The 16661-nt window shown below is 74.9% G+C and carries 14 protein-coding genes and 1 riboswitch; of the genes, 5 read left to right on the plus strand and 9 right to left on the minus strand.

Annotated elements, in window-relative coordinates; all coding sequences use genetic code 11:
• Window positions 1-1367, minus strand: a 1367-nt coding sequence (locus GT045_RS15650; protein ID WP_161290053.1) for a S8/S53 family peptidase, incomplete at its 3' end; no start/stop codon positions are given.
• A 75-nt stretch (window positions 1368-1442) separates the two neighbouring features.
• On the opposite strand from GT045_RS15650, the gene GT045_RS15655 reads away from it, so the two are divergent.
• Window positions 1443-4055, plus strand: coding sequence for a CHAT domain-containing tetratricopeptide repeat protein (locus GT045_RS15655; RefSeq protein WP_202528164.1), 2613 nt, complete (start codon window positions 1443-1445; stop codon window positions 4053-4055).
• Window positions 4056-4393: 338 nt separating this feature from the next.
• Here the strand turns inward: GT045_RS15655 and GT045_RS15660 are convergent, their stop codons facing one another.
• On the minus strand, window positions 4394-6124 hold the full coding sequence (locus GT045_RS15660) for a LuxR family transcriptional regulator (RefSeq protein ID WP_161334531.1): 1731 nt from the start codon (window positions 6122-6124) through the stop codon (window positions 4394-4396).
• Between the two features lie 95 nt (window positions 6125-6219).
• Here GT045_RS15660 and GT045_RS15665 point away from each other — a divergent pair, with 95 nt between their 5' ends.
• The gene (locus GT045_RS15665) at window positions 6220-7305 is read left to right on the plus strand and encodes a M12 family metallopeptidase (RefSeq protein WP_161334532.1); all 1086 of its coding nucleotides are present in this window, start codon (window positions 6220-6222) and stop codon (window positions 7303-7305) included.
• Between the two features lie 121 nt (window positions 7306-7426).
• Here GT045_RS15665 and GT045_RS15670 read toward each other — a convergent pair whose 3' ends face one another.
• The 7 genes from GT045_RS15670 to GT045_RS40690 form a co-directional block, all read right to left on the minus strand.
• On the minus strand, window positions 7427-8803 hold the full coding sequence (locus GT045_RS15670; RefSeq protein WP_161334533.1) for an NtaA/DmoA family FMN-dependent monooxygenase: 1377 nt from the start codon (window positions 8801-8803) through the stop codon (window positions 7427-7429).
• A gap of 25 nt (window positions 8804-8828) precedes the next feature.
• On the minus strand, window positions 8829-10031 hold the full coding sequence (locus tag GT045_RS15675) for an LLM class flavin-dependent oxidoreductase (protein WP_161296669.1): 1203 nt from the start codon (window positions 10029-10031) through the stop codon (window positions 8829-8831).
• Between the two features lie 554 nt (window positions 10032-10585).
• Complete coding sequence (locus GT045_RS15680; RefSeq protein ID WP_161334534.1) at window positions 10586-11605, minus strand: ABC transporter substrate-binding protein; 1020 nt, start codon at window positions 11603-11605, stop codon at window positions 10586-10588.
• Between the two features lie 221 nt (window positions 11606-11826).
• Window positions 11827-12810 (minus strand): amino acid ABC transporter permease, encoded by a 984-nt coding sequence (locus GT045_RS15685; RefSeq protein WP_161334535.1) that lies wholly within the window; start codon window positions 12808-12810, stop codon window positions 11827-11829.
• A 176-nt stretch (window positions 12811-12986) separates the two neighbouring features.
• Window positions 12987-13136, minus strand: a complete 150-nt coding sequence (locus tag GT045_RS15690; protein WP_161297854.1) for a hypothetical protein — start codon at window positions 13134-13136, stop codon at window positions 12987-12989.
• Between the two features lie 32 nt (window positions 13137-13168).
• Window positions 13169-13279: riboswitch (SAM riboswitch) on the minus strand.
• A 78-nt stretch (window positions 13280-13357) separates the two neighbouring features.
• On the minus strand, window positions 13358-14245 hold the full coding sequence (locus tag GT045_RS15695; RefSeq protein WP_161334536.1) for a glutathione S-transferase C-terminal domain-containing protein: 888 nt from the start codon (window positions 14243-14245) through the stop codon (window positions 13358-13360).
• Window positions 14246-14324: 79 nt separating this feature from the next.
• Complete coding sequence (locus GT045_RS40690) at window positions 14325-14450, minus strand: putative leader peptide (protein ID WP_345942655.1); 126 nt, start codon at window positions 14448-14450, stop codon at window positions 14325-14327.
• A 182-nt stretch (window positions 14451-14632) separates the two neighbouring features.
• Here GT045_RS40690 and GT045_RS15700 point away from each other — a divergent pair, with 182 nt between their 5' ends.
• The 3 genes from GT045_RS15700 to GT045_RS15710 form a co-directional block, all read left to right on the plus strand.
• Window positions 14633-15793 carry an FAD-binding oxidoreductase gene (locus tag GT045_RS15700; RefSeq protein ID WP_161334537.1) on the plus strand — a complete coding sequence of 387 codons (1161 nt, stop codon included), beginning with the start codon at window positions 14633-14635 and terminating at the stop codon, window positions 15791-15793.
• Window positions 15790-16092, plus strand: a complete 303-nt coding sequence (locus GT045_RS15705) for a (2Fe-2S)-binding protein (protein ID WP_161297857.1) — start codon at window positions 15790-15792, stop codon at window positions 16090-16092. Before GT045_RS15700 ends, GT045_RS15705 begins: the two co-directional genes overlap by 4 nt.
• On the plus strand, window positions 16085-16661 hold a 577-nt coding region (locus GT045_RS15710; RefSeq protein WP_161334538.1), incomplete at its 3' end, for an FAD/NAD(P)-binding oxidoreductase. The genes GT045_RS15705 and GT045_RS15710, both read left to right, overlap by 8 nt.

The raw sequence follows: 16661 nt of genomic DNA on the forward strand, positions 1-16661 counted from the left end.
GCCGGCACGCGCGCCCCGCGCACCTCGGCCCGGTCCGGGGTGGCCGCCAGCAGTGCGGCGGCGGCCGCGCGCGGGTCCCGCTCCCCGTACGCCGTCATCCACGCGGCGACGAGTCCCGCGGCCACCGGAGCGGCGAACGAGGTGCCGCTCCACTGCGCCAGTCCGTCGAACATCACCTGGTCCGGCTTGGCGCCGGTGCACTGCCGGCCCTCGCTCAGCACGCCGGTGTGGCGCGGGTACTGGCAGGTGCAGGCGTAGTCGGCGCCGAACCGGCAGGAGTCGTAGGTGGAGTGCTGGTAGACGTACGGCACGGGCACCGTGAACCCGGTCAGGGCGCTGGTGAGACGCTCGCCGGGGGCGTGGGCGCGCACCCAGGGGCCGTGGTTGGTGAAGCAGGCCGCGCCCTCGCCGTCCGCGCGGAGGGCGCCGACCGACAGCACACTGTCGGCGAACCCGGGCAGTCCGGCGTAGGCGGCGGGCCAGAACGGTGTGTCACTGCCGTTGTTGCCGGCGGCGGCCACCAACAGGGTGTGGTGGTCACGGAGTTCGCCCATGAACGCGTCCAGGCCGATCAGCCCGTCGGGGTCGGTGGCGGGCGTGCCCGCGGAGAGGCTGATGATGTCCGGCCAGCCGTCCCGGTCGACCGCTTCGAAGAGCAGGCCGCCGAACTCGGACTCCAGGACGGCGCCCGCGTCGTTGAGGGTGCCGCGGACGGTGATGTCGGTGTCGGGCGCGACGGCCGCGAGGAGCGCGGCGATGAACGTGCCGTGACCGGCGTACTGGCGGAGCACGCCGTCGGCGTCGGTCTCGGACAGCTGGACGTCGCCCCGGGTGTGGGCGAGCGGCGGGTAGGAGCGGTGGTCGTGCATCAGGCCGGTGTCGACCACGAGGACGCGGACCGCGGTGGCCGGGTCGTGCCGCTCCCCGGTGGCGGCGGGGTTGGCCGCCTCGGTGCGCGGGACGGGCACCGGCTCGTCACCGGGACAGGCGTTCACCGCGATGTGCACCACGTGGTTGCGTCCCACCAGTCTGCGCCCCCGGCGGTCCTCGGCCTCCCGTACGGCGCGCAGGGCGTGCGGCACCGTGTCCTCGCCCCCGGCCGGGTCCCCGACCCGGATCCGGGTCACGCCGGTGCGGGCGGTCCGCGGCCCCTCGCGGCGCACGTGGTCGGGGACGAGGCCCGCGGTCTCGGTGAAGTGGGTGCGCACGGTGTCCTCGACGAACCGGGCCTCCTCGCCGTCCCGGACGAGGACGACCCCCTTCTCGTAGAGGAGGCCCGCGGTGTCGTCCGGCCCCATGGTCAGCGGGACGTCCGGCAGGGAGCGCTGGATGTGGTGGAACTGCTCATGGAATCGCTGTGGCGCCATGGATGTCCTCCCCCTCGAGACGGTGTGCGACAGTGAGAGCCGCCGGGCCGCCGTCTGATACAGCGGGCCACTACCATGCGAGACGTGACAGCGGGAAGCGAGGCGGTTCTCGAACTGCTGCCCATGGTGTTCGCCGATCCGGGCGAGGCCCGGGCACGCGCGGAACACGTCCTGCGTACCGGCCCGTCCCCGCTGCACGGCAGCGTCGCCCACCAGGTACTGGGGATCTGGCAGCGGGACTTCGGTGACCTGCGCGTCGCGCTGCGGCACCTGCGGCGGGCCCGGGACCTGGCCGCGCGCGCCGAGTCGGCCGACCGGGAGGCCGACGTGCTCGCGACGCTGGGGGTCGCACTGGTGCACGCGGGGCGCACACGACAGGGGCTCGCCTCCTTCGAGCGCGGGGTCGCCCGGGGCGGCGGGCACACCCGGGCCCGGGTGCTGTACCGGCGGGCCTACGTGTGGTGGGTGCTCGGGCGGCACCGGGAGGCGCTGGAGGACGTACGGCGGGCGCTGCCGGTACTGCGTCAGGTCGCCGACGACATCTGGACCGCCCGGGCGCTGACCCTGCGGGCCACCGTGCACCTGGCGCTCGGCGCGGTGGACCGCGCGGTCGCCGACTTCACCGCGGCGGAACGGCTGTGGGACACCACCGGCCAGGAGCACGACAAGGCGGACGCGGTGGAGAGCCGGGGCCTGGCCGCGTTCCGGTCCGGCGACATCCCGGCGGCACTGCGGCTGCTGGACGAGGCCGAGGAGCGCTACGCCAAGCTGGACACCCCGACGTACAACCTGTCGATCCGGCGCTGCGAGGTGCTGATGGCGGCGGGACTCGCCCCGGAGGCGCTGGCGGAGGCGGACGCGGCGATCGCGCTGCTGGACCGGATCGGCGGACAGTCCACCCGCAAGGCCGAGCTGCTGCTCGCCGCCTCCTGGGCCGCCCGCGCGGCGGGGGACGCGCACACCGCCATAGCGCGCGCGGCCGTCGCCGTACGGCTGTTCGCGGCACAGCGCAGGACGTGGTGGGAGACGCACGCCCGGCTGGTGCTGATCGAGGCGCGGACGGCGGCCGGCCGCCGCTCGGGGCGGATGGTCGCGGACGCGGCGGCGGTCGCCGAGCGGCTGGCCGCCTTCGGCTCACCGGCCGCGCCGGAGGCATCGCTGCTCGCCGGAAGGATCGCGCTGGCGCTCGGGTGGACGGCGGACGCGGAACGGCACCTGGCGGTGGCCGCCCGCAGCCGGCACTGCGGGCCCGCGCCGGCCCGGGTGACGGGCTGGGCGGCGCAGGCGCTGCGGGCGCGGGCGGCCGGTTCCCGACGAGGGGTGCTGGAGGCGTGCCGGCGCGGCCTGGACGTGCTGGACGACCACCGGATGACGCTGGGCGCTTCGGAGCTGCGTGCCCACACGAGTTCGCAGGGCGCCGAACTGGCGGCGCTGGCACAGGAGGTGAGCCTCGCCCAGGGCGGCCCGCGGCGGCTGCTGGGGTGGAGCGAGCGGTGGCGGGCGACCGTGCTGTCCGCGCCGCCGACCCGGCCGCCCGACGATCCGGCGCTGCTGAGCGGGCTGACCGCCTACCGGGAGATCGCGGCCCGGGCGGAGGCCGCCCGGATGGACGGCCGCCCGGTGCCGGCGCTGGAGCGTGAACAGCGGCGCCTGGAACGGGAGATCCGCTCCCGCACCCGGCACATGGGCGGTGCCGCCACCGGCGCCGGGGACCGCTTCGACGTGGGCCGGCTGCTGGACCGGCTCGGCGACGTGCGGCTGGTCGAACTGGCCGTGGTCGACGGCCGGGTGCACGTGCTGCTGTGCGGGCAGGGCAGGGTACGGCGGTTCGCCGGCGGGTCGCTGGCGGAGGCGGTGGCCGAGGCCGGGCATGTGCAGGCCGGGCTGCGGCGGCTCGCGCATCCGGGGGCCGAGGCGCGGCTGCCGGTGGTGGAGGCGGCCGGCCGGCGGCTTCAGGAACTGCTGCTGGCCGGGGCCGCGTCGCGGCTCGGTCCGGGCCCGGTGGTGATCGTGCCGCCGGGGGCGCTGCACCGGGTGCCGTGGGCGCTGCTGCCCGCGCTGCGGGAGCGGGTGCTCAGCGTGTCGCCGTCTGCGGGCAGTTGGCTGCGGGCCCGGGAGACCGCGCCGCCGGCGGACGGCCGGGCGGTGCTGGTGCGCGGTCCCGGTCTCGCCTCCGGGGGCGCGGAGGTGCCCGAACTGGCCGGCCGGTACGGCACGGCGACGGTCCTGGAGGGTGACGACGCCCAGGTGCCCCGGGTGCTGGCGGAACTCGACGGCGCGGGCCTCGCGCACCTGGCGGCGCACGGCACGTTCCGCGCGGACAGCCCGCTGTTCTCCGCCCTGCGCATGGCCGACGGCCCGCTGATCGTGCACGACTTCGAGCGGCTGGCCCGCAGCCCGTACCGGATCATCCTGTCCAGCTGTGACACCGCCCGGCTCGCCTCGGTGGGCGCCGACGAACTCCTCGGCCTGGTCACGGCGTTGCTGCCGCTGGGCACGGCCGGGGTGGTGGCGAGCAGCGCGCCGGTGAACGACGCGGCCGTGGTGCCGCTGATGCTCGCCCTGCACAAGGGCCTCGGCGCGGGCCTGTCCCTGGCCGAGGCCCTCCGCGACGCCCGCACGGCCCTGCCCGGCGACGCCGTCCACCAGGCGACGGGCTGGGCCTTCGCGGCGTTCGGGGCGGCCTGACGAGGCACCGGGACGCCGAAAGGCGCTAGGCGGGCATGAGCTGGGGCCGAGGCGGGCGTGCCGACCGGGCCCACGCGGTCAGGGACCGGACGGCAGCGGACGGGCAGACCGGGCCACGCGAAGCCGAAGCGGGCGCGGGGACAGGGCCACGCGAAGCCCAAGCGGGCGCACGGGCAGGGCCGCGCGGAGGCCCAAGCGGACGCGGGACGGGTGCCGGCGACATCTCACTCCCCCTGCCCTGCCCTGCCCTGTCCTCCCCTGCCCTGTCCTCCTCTGCCCTGCTCTCCCCTGCCCTGCTCTCCCCTGCCCCCTTCCCGTGGCGGGCCGGTCGGTGGCCGTCAGGCCATCGCCCCTTCCGGTGCGTCCACCAGCGCCGGCAGTGCGCTCCGGCCCCCCGTACCGAGCCGTGTGTACGCGCTGTACAGGTGGTTGCCCACCGTGCGTACCGACAGCGTCAGCCGTTCGGCGATCTCCCGGTTGCTCAGCCCGGCGGCGGCCAGCGTGACGATCTGCTGTTGCCGGGCGGTGAGGTCGCCGAGGACCAGGCCGGCCAGGGCCGGTGTCCGGGCACCCGCGCACCGGCGGGCGAGCGCCAGCGCCCGGCTGCGTGAACGGCGCGCGGCCCGTGGGTCGCGATGCACCCGTACGGCCTGTGCCCGGGCCTCCGCCGCGTACAGCAGGAACCCCCGCTCGGCCAGCGCCTCCGCGGCGCCGTCCAGTGCGGTGCCGTCACCGCGGGCCAGGGCGTCCGCGTGCCGGGCGAGCACACTGCCGGCCGGCAACCGCCCCACCGCCCGTTCGGGTGCACCGAGGCGTACGGCCGCGTAAGCCGCGTGGACTTCGTCCGGGTCGTCCTGGCCGCCGTCCGACGGGCGCTCGGCGAGCTGGAGTTCCGTCCGGCAGGCGGAGTCCGACGGCGCCTCCCGCAGCCCTTCCCGGGCCCATGCCGCCGCCTCCCCCAGCTCGCCCCGCAGCCGTGCGAACCGGGCGCGGGCCGCGGCGTATCCGGCCGGCACCACGCTGCCCTGCGCCACCAGCCAGTCCCCCACCGGTGTCGGCACCGGCCGGACGTCCAGCCGCGCCATCCGCTCCGCCAGGGTGCGCTGTTCGGCGGCGAGCGCGGGAGCGTGCGTGTCGGCGGCGGGGGTGAGCCGGCGGGCGCGCAGCCGGCCCGCGCGGGCACGCAGCGCGGTGCCGTGCAGGGGGTGGGCGAGGCCGACGCCGCCGTGGTCGTCGACGTGGATCAGCCCGTCCGCCTCCAGGCGTTCGAGGACGTCCGGTTCCAGCTCGTCCGACGCCGGTGACAGGGGCTCGGCGAAGGCGAGGCGTTCGAGGGCCTCGCGTTCCCCGGGGCCGGACCGCTCCAGGGCGGGGGCGAGCCGTTCCCGGACCGCCGGGGTGAGGGGCAGCGGGCCGCGCCAGGCCCGTTCGCCGGTACCGGGGACGGGCGTCAGCCGGCCTGACCCGGTGAGCGCGGTCACCAGCTCGCGCAGCAGCCGCAGATCGCCCTGGCACGAATGGTGCAGCCGGCGCACGGTGAGCGGCTCCAGGCGGGCCCCGGCGAGCAGCCGCGCGGTGTCCTCGTGGGACAGCGGGTCCAGGGTCAGCCGGGGCAGCAGCTCCCCGGTCCACAGCCGGGACACCGCGGCGGGCGCGGGCTCGCCGTCCGCCGCCGCCACGACCAGGCGGGTGCGCCCCCGTAGGGCCAGCTGGTGCACCAGGGCGGCGGAGGTGTCGTCCAGCAGCTGGGCGTCGTCGACGACGAGGACGCGTACGCCGGACAGCGACCGGAGCGCGCGGGGCAGCGAGACGGTGTCGGGGAGCAGGTGGGCGAACGCCGCGAGGGGCAGGTCACGGGCCTCGGGCGTACCGGTCACCCGGGCGTGGTCCGTGCCCCGGACCGCCTCCGTGATCAGCCGTGTCTTGCCGTGGCCGGCCGGGCCGGTCACCACGACGCCGGGCCGGCCCGCGCTCAGCGCGCCGCGCACCAGCTCCAGTTCGTCCGCCCGGCCGGTGAACGGCCAGGGCGCCTGCGGGGTCGTCCTCGGGTTCTGTGCGTCAGTCCTCACACCGTTGAGAGCGCGGATACCCGGTCTTGATACAGGGTGACTTGAGTAGTCCCCGACTCAGGCGTCCGGCGACGGCGGCCGGGCACCCTGGGCGCATGACCCGACGTCTCTGCTCGCTTCCGCGGCAGTCGGCCCCCTCCTTCGGACCGGGGCTGACCGCCGAGCGGCTGGGCGCGCTGCTCGCCGGCCGGCGGATGTGGGTCAACGGCACGGTGCTGCACTACTGCTTCCTGGACGCCCGTTCGGACGCCTCGGTCGTCCCGGTGCCCGGGACGGGGGAGCTGCGCCGGGTGCCGTGGGCCGGCGGCGAGGAGCAGCGGCAGCTGGTCCGCGGGTGTTTCGAGGAGTGGCGGGACCTGGGCATCGGCGTCACGTTCGCCGAGGTCGGCGACCGTCACGAGGCGGAGCTGCGGATCGGGTTCCAGGCGGGTGCCGGGTCCTGGTCGGCGATCGGGCGGGACGCGCTGTCGGTCGGCCGGGGCGAGCGCACCATGAATTTCGGCTGGGACGTGACCGCGCCCGGGGAGCGGGGGGCGGTCCTGCACCAGATCGGGCACGCGCTCGGCATGGTGCACGAGCACCAGAGCCCGTCCGCCGGGCTGCACTGGGACGACGAGGCCGTGTACGCCGAGCTGGCGGACCCGCCGAACTTCTGGGACCGGGAGACGACGTTCACGAACGTGCTGCGCCGGCTGGACGCCGGGGAGGCGGGCGGAGCGCTGTGGGATCCGCAGTCGGTGATGACGCTGCCGTTCGGGCCGGGGCTGGTGCTGGAGCCGGAGCAGTACCGCGGGGGGCTGCGGCCGCCCGGCACGCCCTCGCCGGCCGACAAGGAGTTCGTGCTCCGCTGGTATCCGCCCACGGCTGCCGCCGGTCCGGCCGGGCTGCTGCCGTTCCGGTCGGTGCCGCTCGGGCTCGGCGCGGGCGAGCAGGCGGACTTCGCCGTGGAGCCGCCGGAGACCCGCGAGTACACCGTGGGCACCTTCGGGGACGCGGACAGTGTGCTGGTGGTCTTCGAGGAGCGCGACGGGGAGCCGCGCTTCCTCGCGGGACACGACGACGGCGGCACGCCGGACAACGCCGCCGTCCGGGTCCGGCTCGTCAAGGGCCGGCGTTATGCCGTCCGGGTCCGCCTGTACTCCACGTGGGGTTCGGGCGAGACGGCGGTCATGTGCTGGTGACGGCACACGGACGGCGGGGAGCCACGGTCCGGCACCGGGGGAAGGGGCGCGGACGTCACCCACGGGGGAGGTGACGTCCGCGCCCGCGCCGGTGCCGTGGCCGGGCGGCGGCGGCAGGACGTCACGACGCGGCGCGCTCGCCGAGGGTGCCGGCGTCGGGATGGGCGAGACCCAGGTGGTCGCGCAGGGTGGTGCCCTCGTAGTCGGTGCGGAAGACGCCCTGTTCCTGCAGCAGCGGGACCACCCGGTCGGCGAACGGGTCGAGCCCGCCGGGGGTGATGTGCGGGACGAGGATGAAGCCGTCGGCGGCGTCGGTCTGCACGAACTCGTCGATGGTCCGCGCGACGGTGGCCGGGGAGCCGATGAAGGACTGCCGGTTGCCGGTGTTGATGACGAGGTCGCGGATGGACCACTTGTTGGCCTCGGCGAGCTGGCGCCACTCGCGGGCGATGGCGACCGGGTCGCGGTACATCCGCACCTGGGCACGGCCGCGGGATATGTGGTCCTCACCGACCAGCGGGTCGACGTCGGGCAGCGGCCCGTCCGGGTCGTACGCGGACAGGTCCCGGTTCCACACGAATTCCAGGTGCTTGATGGCGGTCGCGCCGCTGACCTGCAGGCGGCGGACCTCGTGGGCGAGTTCGGCGGCCTCCTGGTCGGTGTCGCCGAGCACGAACGTCGCGGCGGGCAGGATGAGCAGCTGGTCGGGGCGGCGGCCGTAGCGGGCCAGGCGGGACTTGACGTCCGTGTAGAAGGCCCGGCCCTCCTTCAGCGTGGAGTACCGGCTGAAGATGGCGTCGGCGTCGGCCGCGGCGAACTCGCGGCCCTCCTCGGAGTCGCCCGCCTGGAAGATGACGGGGCGCCCCTGCGGGGAGCGCGGGACGTTGAACCGGCCGTGGATGTCGAAGTGCTGTCCCCGGTGGGTGAAGGCACCGGCCCTGGCGTCCCGCAGGAAGGTGCCGGTGGCCTGGTCGGCGAGGATCTCGTCACCGTGCCAGGAGTCGAACAGTTCGTGTGCGGTGGCGAGGAACTCCTTGGCGCGGGAGTAGCGCTCGTCCTGCGGCAGGAACCCGCCACGGCGGAAGTTCTCGCCGGTGAAGGCGTCCCAGGAGGTGACGACGTTCCACGCGGACCGGCCGCCGGACAGATGGTCGAGGCTGGCGAACTGGCGGGCCACCTCGTACGGCTCGTTGAACGTGGAGTTGATGGTTCCGGTCAGGCCGAGCCGGTCGGTGACGGCGGCCAGCGCGGCCAGCACGGTGAACGTGTCGGGGCGCCCGACCACGTCCAGGTCGTAGATCGTGCCGCCCTGTTCGCGCAGCCGGAGGCCCTCGGCGAGGAACAGGAAGTCGAACTTGGCGCGTTCGGCGGTCCGCGCGAAGTGCGCGAAGGAGCTGAACTCGATGTGGCTGCCCGCGGCCGGGTCGCTCCAGACGGTGGTGTTGTTGACACCGGGGAAGTGGGCGGCCAGGTGGATCTGTTTGCGCGGCTTGCTCATGGCGTACGGTCGTCCTCTCCGGCGGTCAGGCTGCTGCGTAGCGGTTGGCGGGGCGGCCGAGGCCGAGGAGTCCGCGCAGGGTGCCGGACTCGTAGGCGTCCCGGAAGCGGCGGCGGCGCCGCAGTTCGGGCACCAGGTCCCGGGTGATCCGGGGCAGGTCGTGGCCGGCGACGGCGGGCCGCAGCCGGAAGCCGGTCAGCCCTCCGGCCGCCAGCTCCTCCAGCAGGTCGGCCAGTTGCGCGGCCGTCCCGGTGAAGACCCGGGCGTCGCTGGTGTACGGCTCGCCCGCGAGCGTGTCGAGCCGGCCGAGCCGGTCCTGCGCGGCGCTCCGGCTGTCGTCGAGGAGGACGACGAGGTCACCGAAGACGTGCAGGGTCCGGTCGGCGCGGCCCGCCGCCTCCTGCTCGGCGCGGATCTCGGCGACGATCGAGCGGGCCTCGGCCGCGTCGTGCGGGGTCACGTAGCCGACGTCGGCCTGGCGGGCCACGAGCCGGTAGGGGACGGTCTGGTGGGCGAGGGCGGTGACCAGGGGCTGGCCCTGCGGCGGCCGGGGGGTGATGGCGGGACCCTTGACGCTGAAGAAGGGGCCCTCGAAGTCGATGTAGTGCAGCTTGTCCCGGTCGATGAAGCGGCCGGTCGCCGCGTCCCGGATCTCGGCGTCGTCCTCCCAGCTGTCCCAGAGCCGGCGGACGACCTCCACGTGGTCGGCGGCCTCGTCGAACAGCTCGGTGAGCAGTTCCTGCGCTCCCGGGCCGTCGAAGGAGTCGATCGGGCGGATGGTACGGCGGCCGAAGTGCGCGGCCTCGTCGACGCGCGCGCTGGTGCGGACGCGGACGCCGGCGCGCCCGGTGCTGACGTAGTCGAGGGTGGCGATCGCCTTGGAGATGTGGAACGGCTCGGTGTGGGTGGTCACCACGGTCGGGACCAGACCTATGTGGCGGGTGAGCGGGGCGACGCGGGAGGCGATGAGGACCGCGTCGAGCCGGCCGCGGACCTGGTCGGTGCGCTCGTCGGGCGTCAGCAACCGGGAGGACTGCGGGCCGAGACCGTCCTCCAGGGTGACGAAGTCGAGCAGCCCGCGCTCGGCCTCGGTGATCAGGTCGGCCCAGTAACCGGCGGTGAGCAGGTCCCGGGGGCGGGCGACCGGCTCGCGCCAGGAGGCGGGGTGCCAGCCGGTGCCGTCCAGGGCGACGGCGAGGTGCAGGTGGGCGGGGGGTGTCGGTGACACGTCGGTGCCTTCCTTGATGTCCGTACGACGATGTCCGTAGGCGGGTACGGGGTTCGGCGAAGTACGTGCGCGCGTACCGCGCACGTACGGGTACGCCGGCTCGCGGGAGATGGGGCGGCTGCCGGGCGGCCGGCGTCGACCGGCGGCTCACGCGGCGGGAGGTGCCCCGGGCCAGGGCGCGGCCGGGCGGAGGGTCAGGGGCGACAGAGCGCGGCGGACACGCGCTGGAGGTCTATGTGCGGCCGGGAGTGCAGCCGGACGGAGCGGTAGGGGTGCGGGACGCACAGCGGGCAGGGCCGCGCGGACGCTCGGCTCACGGCCGCCACCTCCCCCGTCCGTCGGGCACGGCGGGCCGGGTGGGCACCCGCCGTGCGTATTTCGTCATGACGTCCAACGCCGGGCCGGCGCCGGCTGTTCCCGTTCCCTCGAAGTTCCCGCGAGTCCTCGGAATCCGGCGGGTCCTCGGAGTTGTCCGGATCCTCGGAGCCCCCGGACCCCTCGGACCCCCAGGATCCTCGGAGCCCCGCGCGGGGCCGGCCCGGGGGTGCGGCCGGTCAGGAGTTGTCCAGCGGCAGGCCGGGGGGGTTCACCTGCGACCTGGGCACGGCCTCGTCGGAGAGGTTGTAGGCAGCGAGCCACTTGGCGTACTGCCCGTTGTCGATGAGGTGGTTGACGGCGTCGGCGAGCGGCTTGGCGAGTCCGCTGTCCTTCTTGGCGGTCGCGGCGATCAGGCCCTGGAGTGTCGCACCGGCGCCGGAGAAGCTGCCCGCGCTGCGGGTCGGGTGCGGGGTGTCCGCCGTCTGCCGGGCGCGGTAGGCGACACCGGGGTTGGGGCCGAAGAACGCGTCGATCTTGCCGCTGCTCAGCGCCAGGTTGCTGGCGTTCTGGTCCGGGAAGTACTTGACGGTGAGCTTCTTGCCCTCCGTGGCCAGCTTGGCCTTCCACTCCAGGAGGATCTTCTCCTGGTTGGTGCCGGAGCCGACGGAGACCGTCCGGCCGGCGAGGTTCTCGTAGTCGCCGTCGAAGTTCCAGGTGCTCTTCTTCAGCACCTCGAAGGCCAGGTTGTCCTTGCGGTAGGAGGCGAACTCGTACTTCTTCTTGCGCTCTTCGGTGTCGGTGACGTTGGAGAAGGCGACGTCGACCTTGCCGCTGTCGAGGCCGACGAAGAGGTTCTCCCAGGTGGAGTTGCGGATCTCGGGTTCCAGACCGAGGACAGCGGCCACCAGGCGGCCGAGGTCGGGCTCGGAGCCGGTGAGGGTCCGCTGGTCGCTGCCCACGAAGTTCAGCGGCGCGGATCCCGACGGCAGGGCGCCGACGCCGATGACGAGCTTGCCGCTCTTGCGGACGGAGGCGGGCAGCTCGGCGCTGATCGACTTCACTTCGGAGACCTTCAGCACGGTCTCCTTCGCGGCTCCGTTGGACTGCCGCCCCACGGTCACCGTGCCGGCCGGACCGGTGGTGGTGGCGGCGTCGCTGTCGCCTCCGCAGGCGGCGAGCCCGCCGGCGAGGGAGAGGGTCACGGTCGCCGTGGTGAGGCCGCGTATCAGACTGCGCCGGGAGAACTGGCTGGGCATGGCTTTCCTTGTCGTTCGGGGAGTGCACTGCGGACGGGGCGAGGGACGGACGATGGTCGGAGCGGCGGACGGGGTGACGGACGGGCCGACGGGACGACTCGACGACGGACGGACCGGCGGGACGACGGGGTGACGGACGGGTCGACGGGACGACGGGGGGACGGACCGGCGGCAGGGTCACGTCGCCGGGTTCGGGGCCGGGCGCCGGGGGCGGCCCGTGGTCATACGGCCGTCTCCCTGCGCAGCCGGGCCCGCAGCTCCGTCACCCCGGACCGGAGCTTCCGCAGCGGGGTCTGCGGCAGGGTGCGTGTGGCACCGCGGGCGTAGTAGCGCTCCACGTAGAACTGGACGACGGACACGGCGCTGGTCAGGATCAGGTACCAGACGGTGGCGACCAGCAGCAGCGGCACGATGTCGCCCGGATAGGTGTTGCCCATCGACTGCACCGTGCCGAACAGGTCGAGCAGGGACACGTAGAACACCAGGGACGTGCTCTTGACCAGGCCGATCAGCTGGTTGACGTAGTTCGGCGTGATGGACCTCAGGGCCTGTGGGAGGACGATCCTGCGGAACTGGCGGCCCCGGGGCAGGCCGAGCGCAGCGGCAGCCTCGTACTGCCCCTGGTCGACGGAGAGGATGCCACCGCGCACCACCTCGGACGCGTACGCCGCCTCGTTGAGGCTGAGGCCGACGACGGCGATCGCCATGTCGGTGGCCAGCCTCGACTCGTCGAAGGTGACGAAGGCCGGGCCGAACGGCACACCGAGGCTCAACGTCTGGTACAAGGCACTGAAGTTGTAGAGGAAGATCAGCACCACGATGAGCGGGACGGAGCGGAACAGCCAGGTGTAGGTCCAGCTGACCGCGCGCAGCACCGGGCTTCCGGAGAGCCGGCCGAGCGCCAGCAGGACCCCGCCGAGGAGGCCCAGCACCGCGCTGAGCGCCGTGACTTCGAGGGTGACGAGGAGGCCGTCCAGGACGGCGGGGCGCAGGAACCAGTAGCCGAAGCGGTGCCACTGGTAGAAGGGGTTCGTGACCAGGCCGTGCAGGATCTGCGCGACGAGCACGACGACGACGGCGGAGACGATCCACCGGCCCGGTCTGCGCTGGGGCTGAACGCGCGTTGGCAGAACGCGTTCTGACGTGGTGTCGGCTGCTGGTGGCGCCTCCGCGAGGGAGACGGCGGCGCCTGCGGATTCACTCATGGGGGCTCCGGCGGAGTCGGACACCCCCCGGGGGGCCGCGGACGAGCGGACGTGGGCCGGGATGTGGCTGTGGCACGGGGCGGCGCACGGACCGGCGCGGAACCGGGGGGCGAGGCGGACGACGGCACACCGGGCGGCGGGTGCGCGACGGGAACGCGGGGGCTGTACGGAGGGATTCAGCCCTGACGGCGGGCAGAGCCCGGCGCGGTACACAGTGCGCTGTTCACGCGGAGCAGATCGACGGCACGGTCGGCGACGAGCAGACCGGCGTACGACGGTACGCAGCCCTGGGGGCGGCTCGCGGCCGTCCTGGGAGCTGCGTCCATGGCGTCACCTGTCAGAGTTCCGGCCCCGAGGGGCCTCGCGCTTACCGAGATCGTCGTCCGGTCCGGTCGTCACCTGGGGCACCCCACCGCGGTGCGAGGGTTGCCGGTCAGCGAGCCAGGGCTTGGCGCTGACGCTCATGACCGTTCTTGAGGCGTAAGTAAGGCAGTTGCCCGTTCGAATGTCAACGGCTGTCCGCCCAGCGGACCGTGACGGGCCGCTCTCACCTGCGGAAAGCGTCCGGGGTGTCCGCCGCGTGGCTCGCCCAGTCCAGGATCTGGACAGCGGCTCCGGCGGCCTCCAGGCCCTGGCAGCGGCCGTGGTGGCGCCGGGCGATGCCGTCGAGGTCGAGGTGGCGTCCGAAGGCGGGGTGCGCGGCCAGCCGGCGGGCGTAGGCCCACAGCGCGCGGTGGCCGGCGATGCGGTGGACGGCGGCGGCGTCGAGGTGGCAGCGGTGGACGGTGTCGAGCTGCACCAGGGCGACCCACAGCTCGATGTCGGCGGCGGTGATCCGGTCGTCGGCCAGGTACTCCTCGCCGCTGAGCCGCCGCTCCAGCCGGTCCAGCGTGTCCAGGAGCACTTCGAGCGCGGCGGCCCGTTCGGCCGGTCCGGCGCCGGCCCGGCCGGCGCGCTGTGCGGCCTCCCCGATGCCCCCGGCGCACATCCGCTCGACCGCTTCGATCACGGAGGAGAGGCCGCGGGGGTACAGGCGGGCGTGGCCTTCGCCCCGGAACAGGTCCAGGTCGCGCAGGATGTCGGGGGCGTGGGTGCTGACGATGCGTCCGGACCAGTCGTCGCTGAGGACGGGCGCGAGCGCCGGGCCGGTGTGGTGGTGGGCGCTCGCCTCGTACAGCGGGCGCAGCGCCGAGTGGCCGCCGCCGGGACAGTCCGGCACCGCGGGCAGGAGGGTGACCGGACAGTCGTCGTCCAGCCCGAGCAGGCTGTGGCCGACGGCGAGGCGCAGTCCGTCGGGGCACGCGGTGGACAGGTGGAGCCGGTAGCGGTGCGGCACGGCGTAGTGGCCGCTGCGGGCGTCCCGGCCGAGCCGTCCCCGGAAGGCAGCGGCGGGCCAGCGGACGGACGGGACGGCGGCGAGCGGAGTGATGGACATGCGTCTCCCCTGGGTGTGGGCGTGCGGACGGGCGATCCGGCACGATCGCGGCCGGTCGGCGGGGGGCGAGGGGCCCGGTTCAGCGGTGGCGGCTGATCGCGCTGCAGACGCGCTGCAGGTCGATGTGGCGGCGAGAGGTGAGCAGGGGCGCGCACGACGGCGTCCGGCGCGTTCGGCCGGTGCCCGTTCCGAGGCGCGTCATCATTCCCTACCCGTTCACTAGGATTCCCTCCTTGGAGTGTCGATCGGGCCGCGTGCGACGTCAAGGGGGCGTCCACGCCTGGGACTCCGGGCGGGTGACGACGGCGTGGGCAGGTCGCGGGACGGGCGTTCCCGGGCCGTGCGAGGGTCTCCTCACGGAGAGAAACATGTGACATAGTACTGGCCGTGGCGAAGCGACCGACCTGCGATGTCGTGGTCGTCGGAGCCGGGATGGTGGGTGCGGCCTGTGCGCTGTACGCCGCCCGGTCCGGCCTCGACGTGAGGGTGCTGGACCGGGGCCCGGTGGCCGGCGGCACCACCGGGGCGGGCGAGGGCAACCTGCTCGTCTCCGACAAGGGACCGGGCCCGGAACTGGAACTCGCCCTGCTGTCGGCCCGGTTGTGGGCCGAGCTGGCCGACGAGCTGGGCACGGCGATCGAGTACGAGCCCAAGGGTGGCCTCGTGGTCGCCTCGGCGCCCTCCGCCCTGGCCGCGCTGCGGGACTTCGCCGCGGGCCAGCGCGCCGCCGGCGTCACGGCCGTACCGGTGGGGGCGGATCTGCTGCCGGATCTGGAACCGCATCTGGCGCCGGGCCTGGCGGGCGGGATGCACTATCCGCAGGACGCCCAGGTCATGCCCGCCCTGGCCGCGGCCCGGCTGCTCCGCGCCTCCGGGGCCCGGCTGCACACGGGGCACACCGTGACCGGCGTGCTGCGCACCCCGGACGGCACGGTGTACGGGGTACGCACGGACCGGGGCGAGGTCCACGCACCGGCCGTGGTGAACGCGGCCGGCACCTGGGGCGGCGACCTCGCCGCCCTGGCCGGTGTCCGGTTGCCGGTACTCCCCCGGCGCGGATTCGTCCTGGTCACCGAGCCGCTGCCGCGGATGGTCCGGCACAAGGTGTACGCCGCGGACTACGTGGCCGACGTCTCCAGCGACTCGGCCGCCCTGCGCAGCTCGCCGGTGGTGGAGGGCACGGCCGCGGGGCCGGTGCTGATCGGCGCCACCCGCGAGCGGGTGGGGTTCGACCGCTCGCTGTCGCTGCCCGCCGTACGGGCGCTGGCCGCCGGGGCGATCGGACTGTTCCCGTTCCTGGAGCGGGTCCACGCGCTGCGCACGTACGCGGGTTTCCGGCCGTATCTGCCCGACCACCTGCCGGCGATCGGCCCCGACCCGCGGGCGCCCGGACTCTTCCACGCCTGCGGGCACGAGGGGGCGGGCATCGGACTCGCCACCGGTACGGGGCGGTTGATCGCGTGGGCGCTCACCGGGAAGGCGCCGGAGCTGGACCCCGAACCGTTCCGGCCGGAGCGGTTCGACACCGAGGGAGGCGACGAGCGGTGAATCCCCTGGAGTTGGCCCGGGCCCGGCCGCAAGCGGCCCACACCGTCACGTTCGACGGCCGGCCCGTGGAGGCGCTGCCCGGCCAGACGGTGGCGGCGGCGCTGTGGGCGGCGGGCGTGACGGCCTGGCGCAGCACCCGGGGCACCGGCCGGCCGCGCGGGGTGTTCTGCGGGATCGGGGTCTGCTTCGACTGCCTGGTGACCGTCAACGGCCGTGCCGACCAGCGCGCTTGCCTGGTGCCGGTACGCCCCGGCGACGTGATCCGCACCCAGCGGGGGACGGGCCGGGACGATGACTGAGCGACCGCGCCTCACCGTCGTCGGCGCGGGCCCGGCCGGCCTCGCCGCAGCCCTGGCGGCAGCCGCACGGGGCGTCCACGTCACCCTCGTCGACGCCGCCGACCAGGCGGGCGGCCAGTTCTACCGGCAGCCCGCCACCGCCCTCGGCGCGACCCGGCCCCAGGCGCTGCACCACCAGTGGCACACCTGGGAGCGGCTGCGGACCGGCCTCGCCCGGCACCGCGAGACAGGCCGCATCACGCACCTGACGGACCATCATGTGTGGTGCGTGGCGCGGGATCCGCTCACCGGGGCGTTCGGGGTGCACGCCCTGCGCGGAGCCGCGCGGGAGGAGAGCGCCACCGTCCGCGCCGACGCCGTGCTGCTCGCCACCGGCGGCTACGAGCGGGTGCTGCCCTTCCCGGGCTGGACCCTCCCCGGCGTCGTCACGGCGGGCGGTGCGCAGGCCATGCTCAAGGGCGGCCTCGTGCTGCCCGGACGGACGGCCGTGGTCGCCGGGAGCGGGCCGCTGCTGCTGCCGGTGGCCACCGGGCTCGCCGCGGCCGGAGCCCGGGTCGCCGCGCTGGTCG

The organism is Streptomyces sp. SID486 (genome assembly GCF_009865385.1).
In the GTDB taxonomy this organism is placed as follows: Bacteria; Actinomycetota; Actinomycetes; order Streptomycetales; family Streptomycetaceae; genus Streptomyces.

Coding starts and splice junctions, on each gene's coding strand:
- GT045_RS15655 (WP_202528164.1), top strand. CDS start 1,443: ATGCGAGACGTGACAGCGGGAAGCGAGGCGGTTCTCGAACTGCTGCCC.
- GT045_RS15665 (WP_161334532.1), top strand. CDS start 6,220: ATGACCCGACGTCTCTGCTCGCTTCCGCGGCAGTCGGCCCCCTCCTTC.
- GT045_RS15670 (WP_161334533.1), bottom strand. CDS start 8,803: ATGAGCAAGCCGCGCAAACAGATCCACCTGGCCGCCCACTTCCCCGGT.
- GT045_RS15680 (WP_161334534.1), bottom strand. CDS start 11,605: ATGCCCAGCCAGTTCTCCCGGCGCAGTCTGATACGCGGCCTCACCACG.
- GT045_RS15685 (WP_161334535.1), bottom strand. CDS start 12,810: ATGAGTGAATCCGCAGGCGCCGCCGTCTCCCTCGCGGAGGCGCCACCA.
- GT045_RS15690 (WP_161297854.1), bottom strand. CDS start 13,136: ATGGACGCAGCTCCCAGGACGGCCGCGAGCCGCCCCCAGGGCTGCGTA.
- GT045_RS15695 (WP_161334536.1), bottom strand. CDS start 14,245: ATGTCCATCACTCCGCTCGCCGCCGTCCCGTCCGTCCGCTGGCCCGCC.
- GT045_RS40690 (WP_345942655.1), bottom strand. CDS start 14,450: ATGATGACGCGCCTCGGAACGGGCACCGGCCGAACGCGCCGGACGCCG.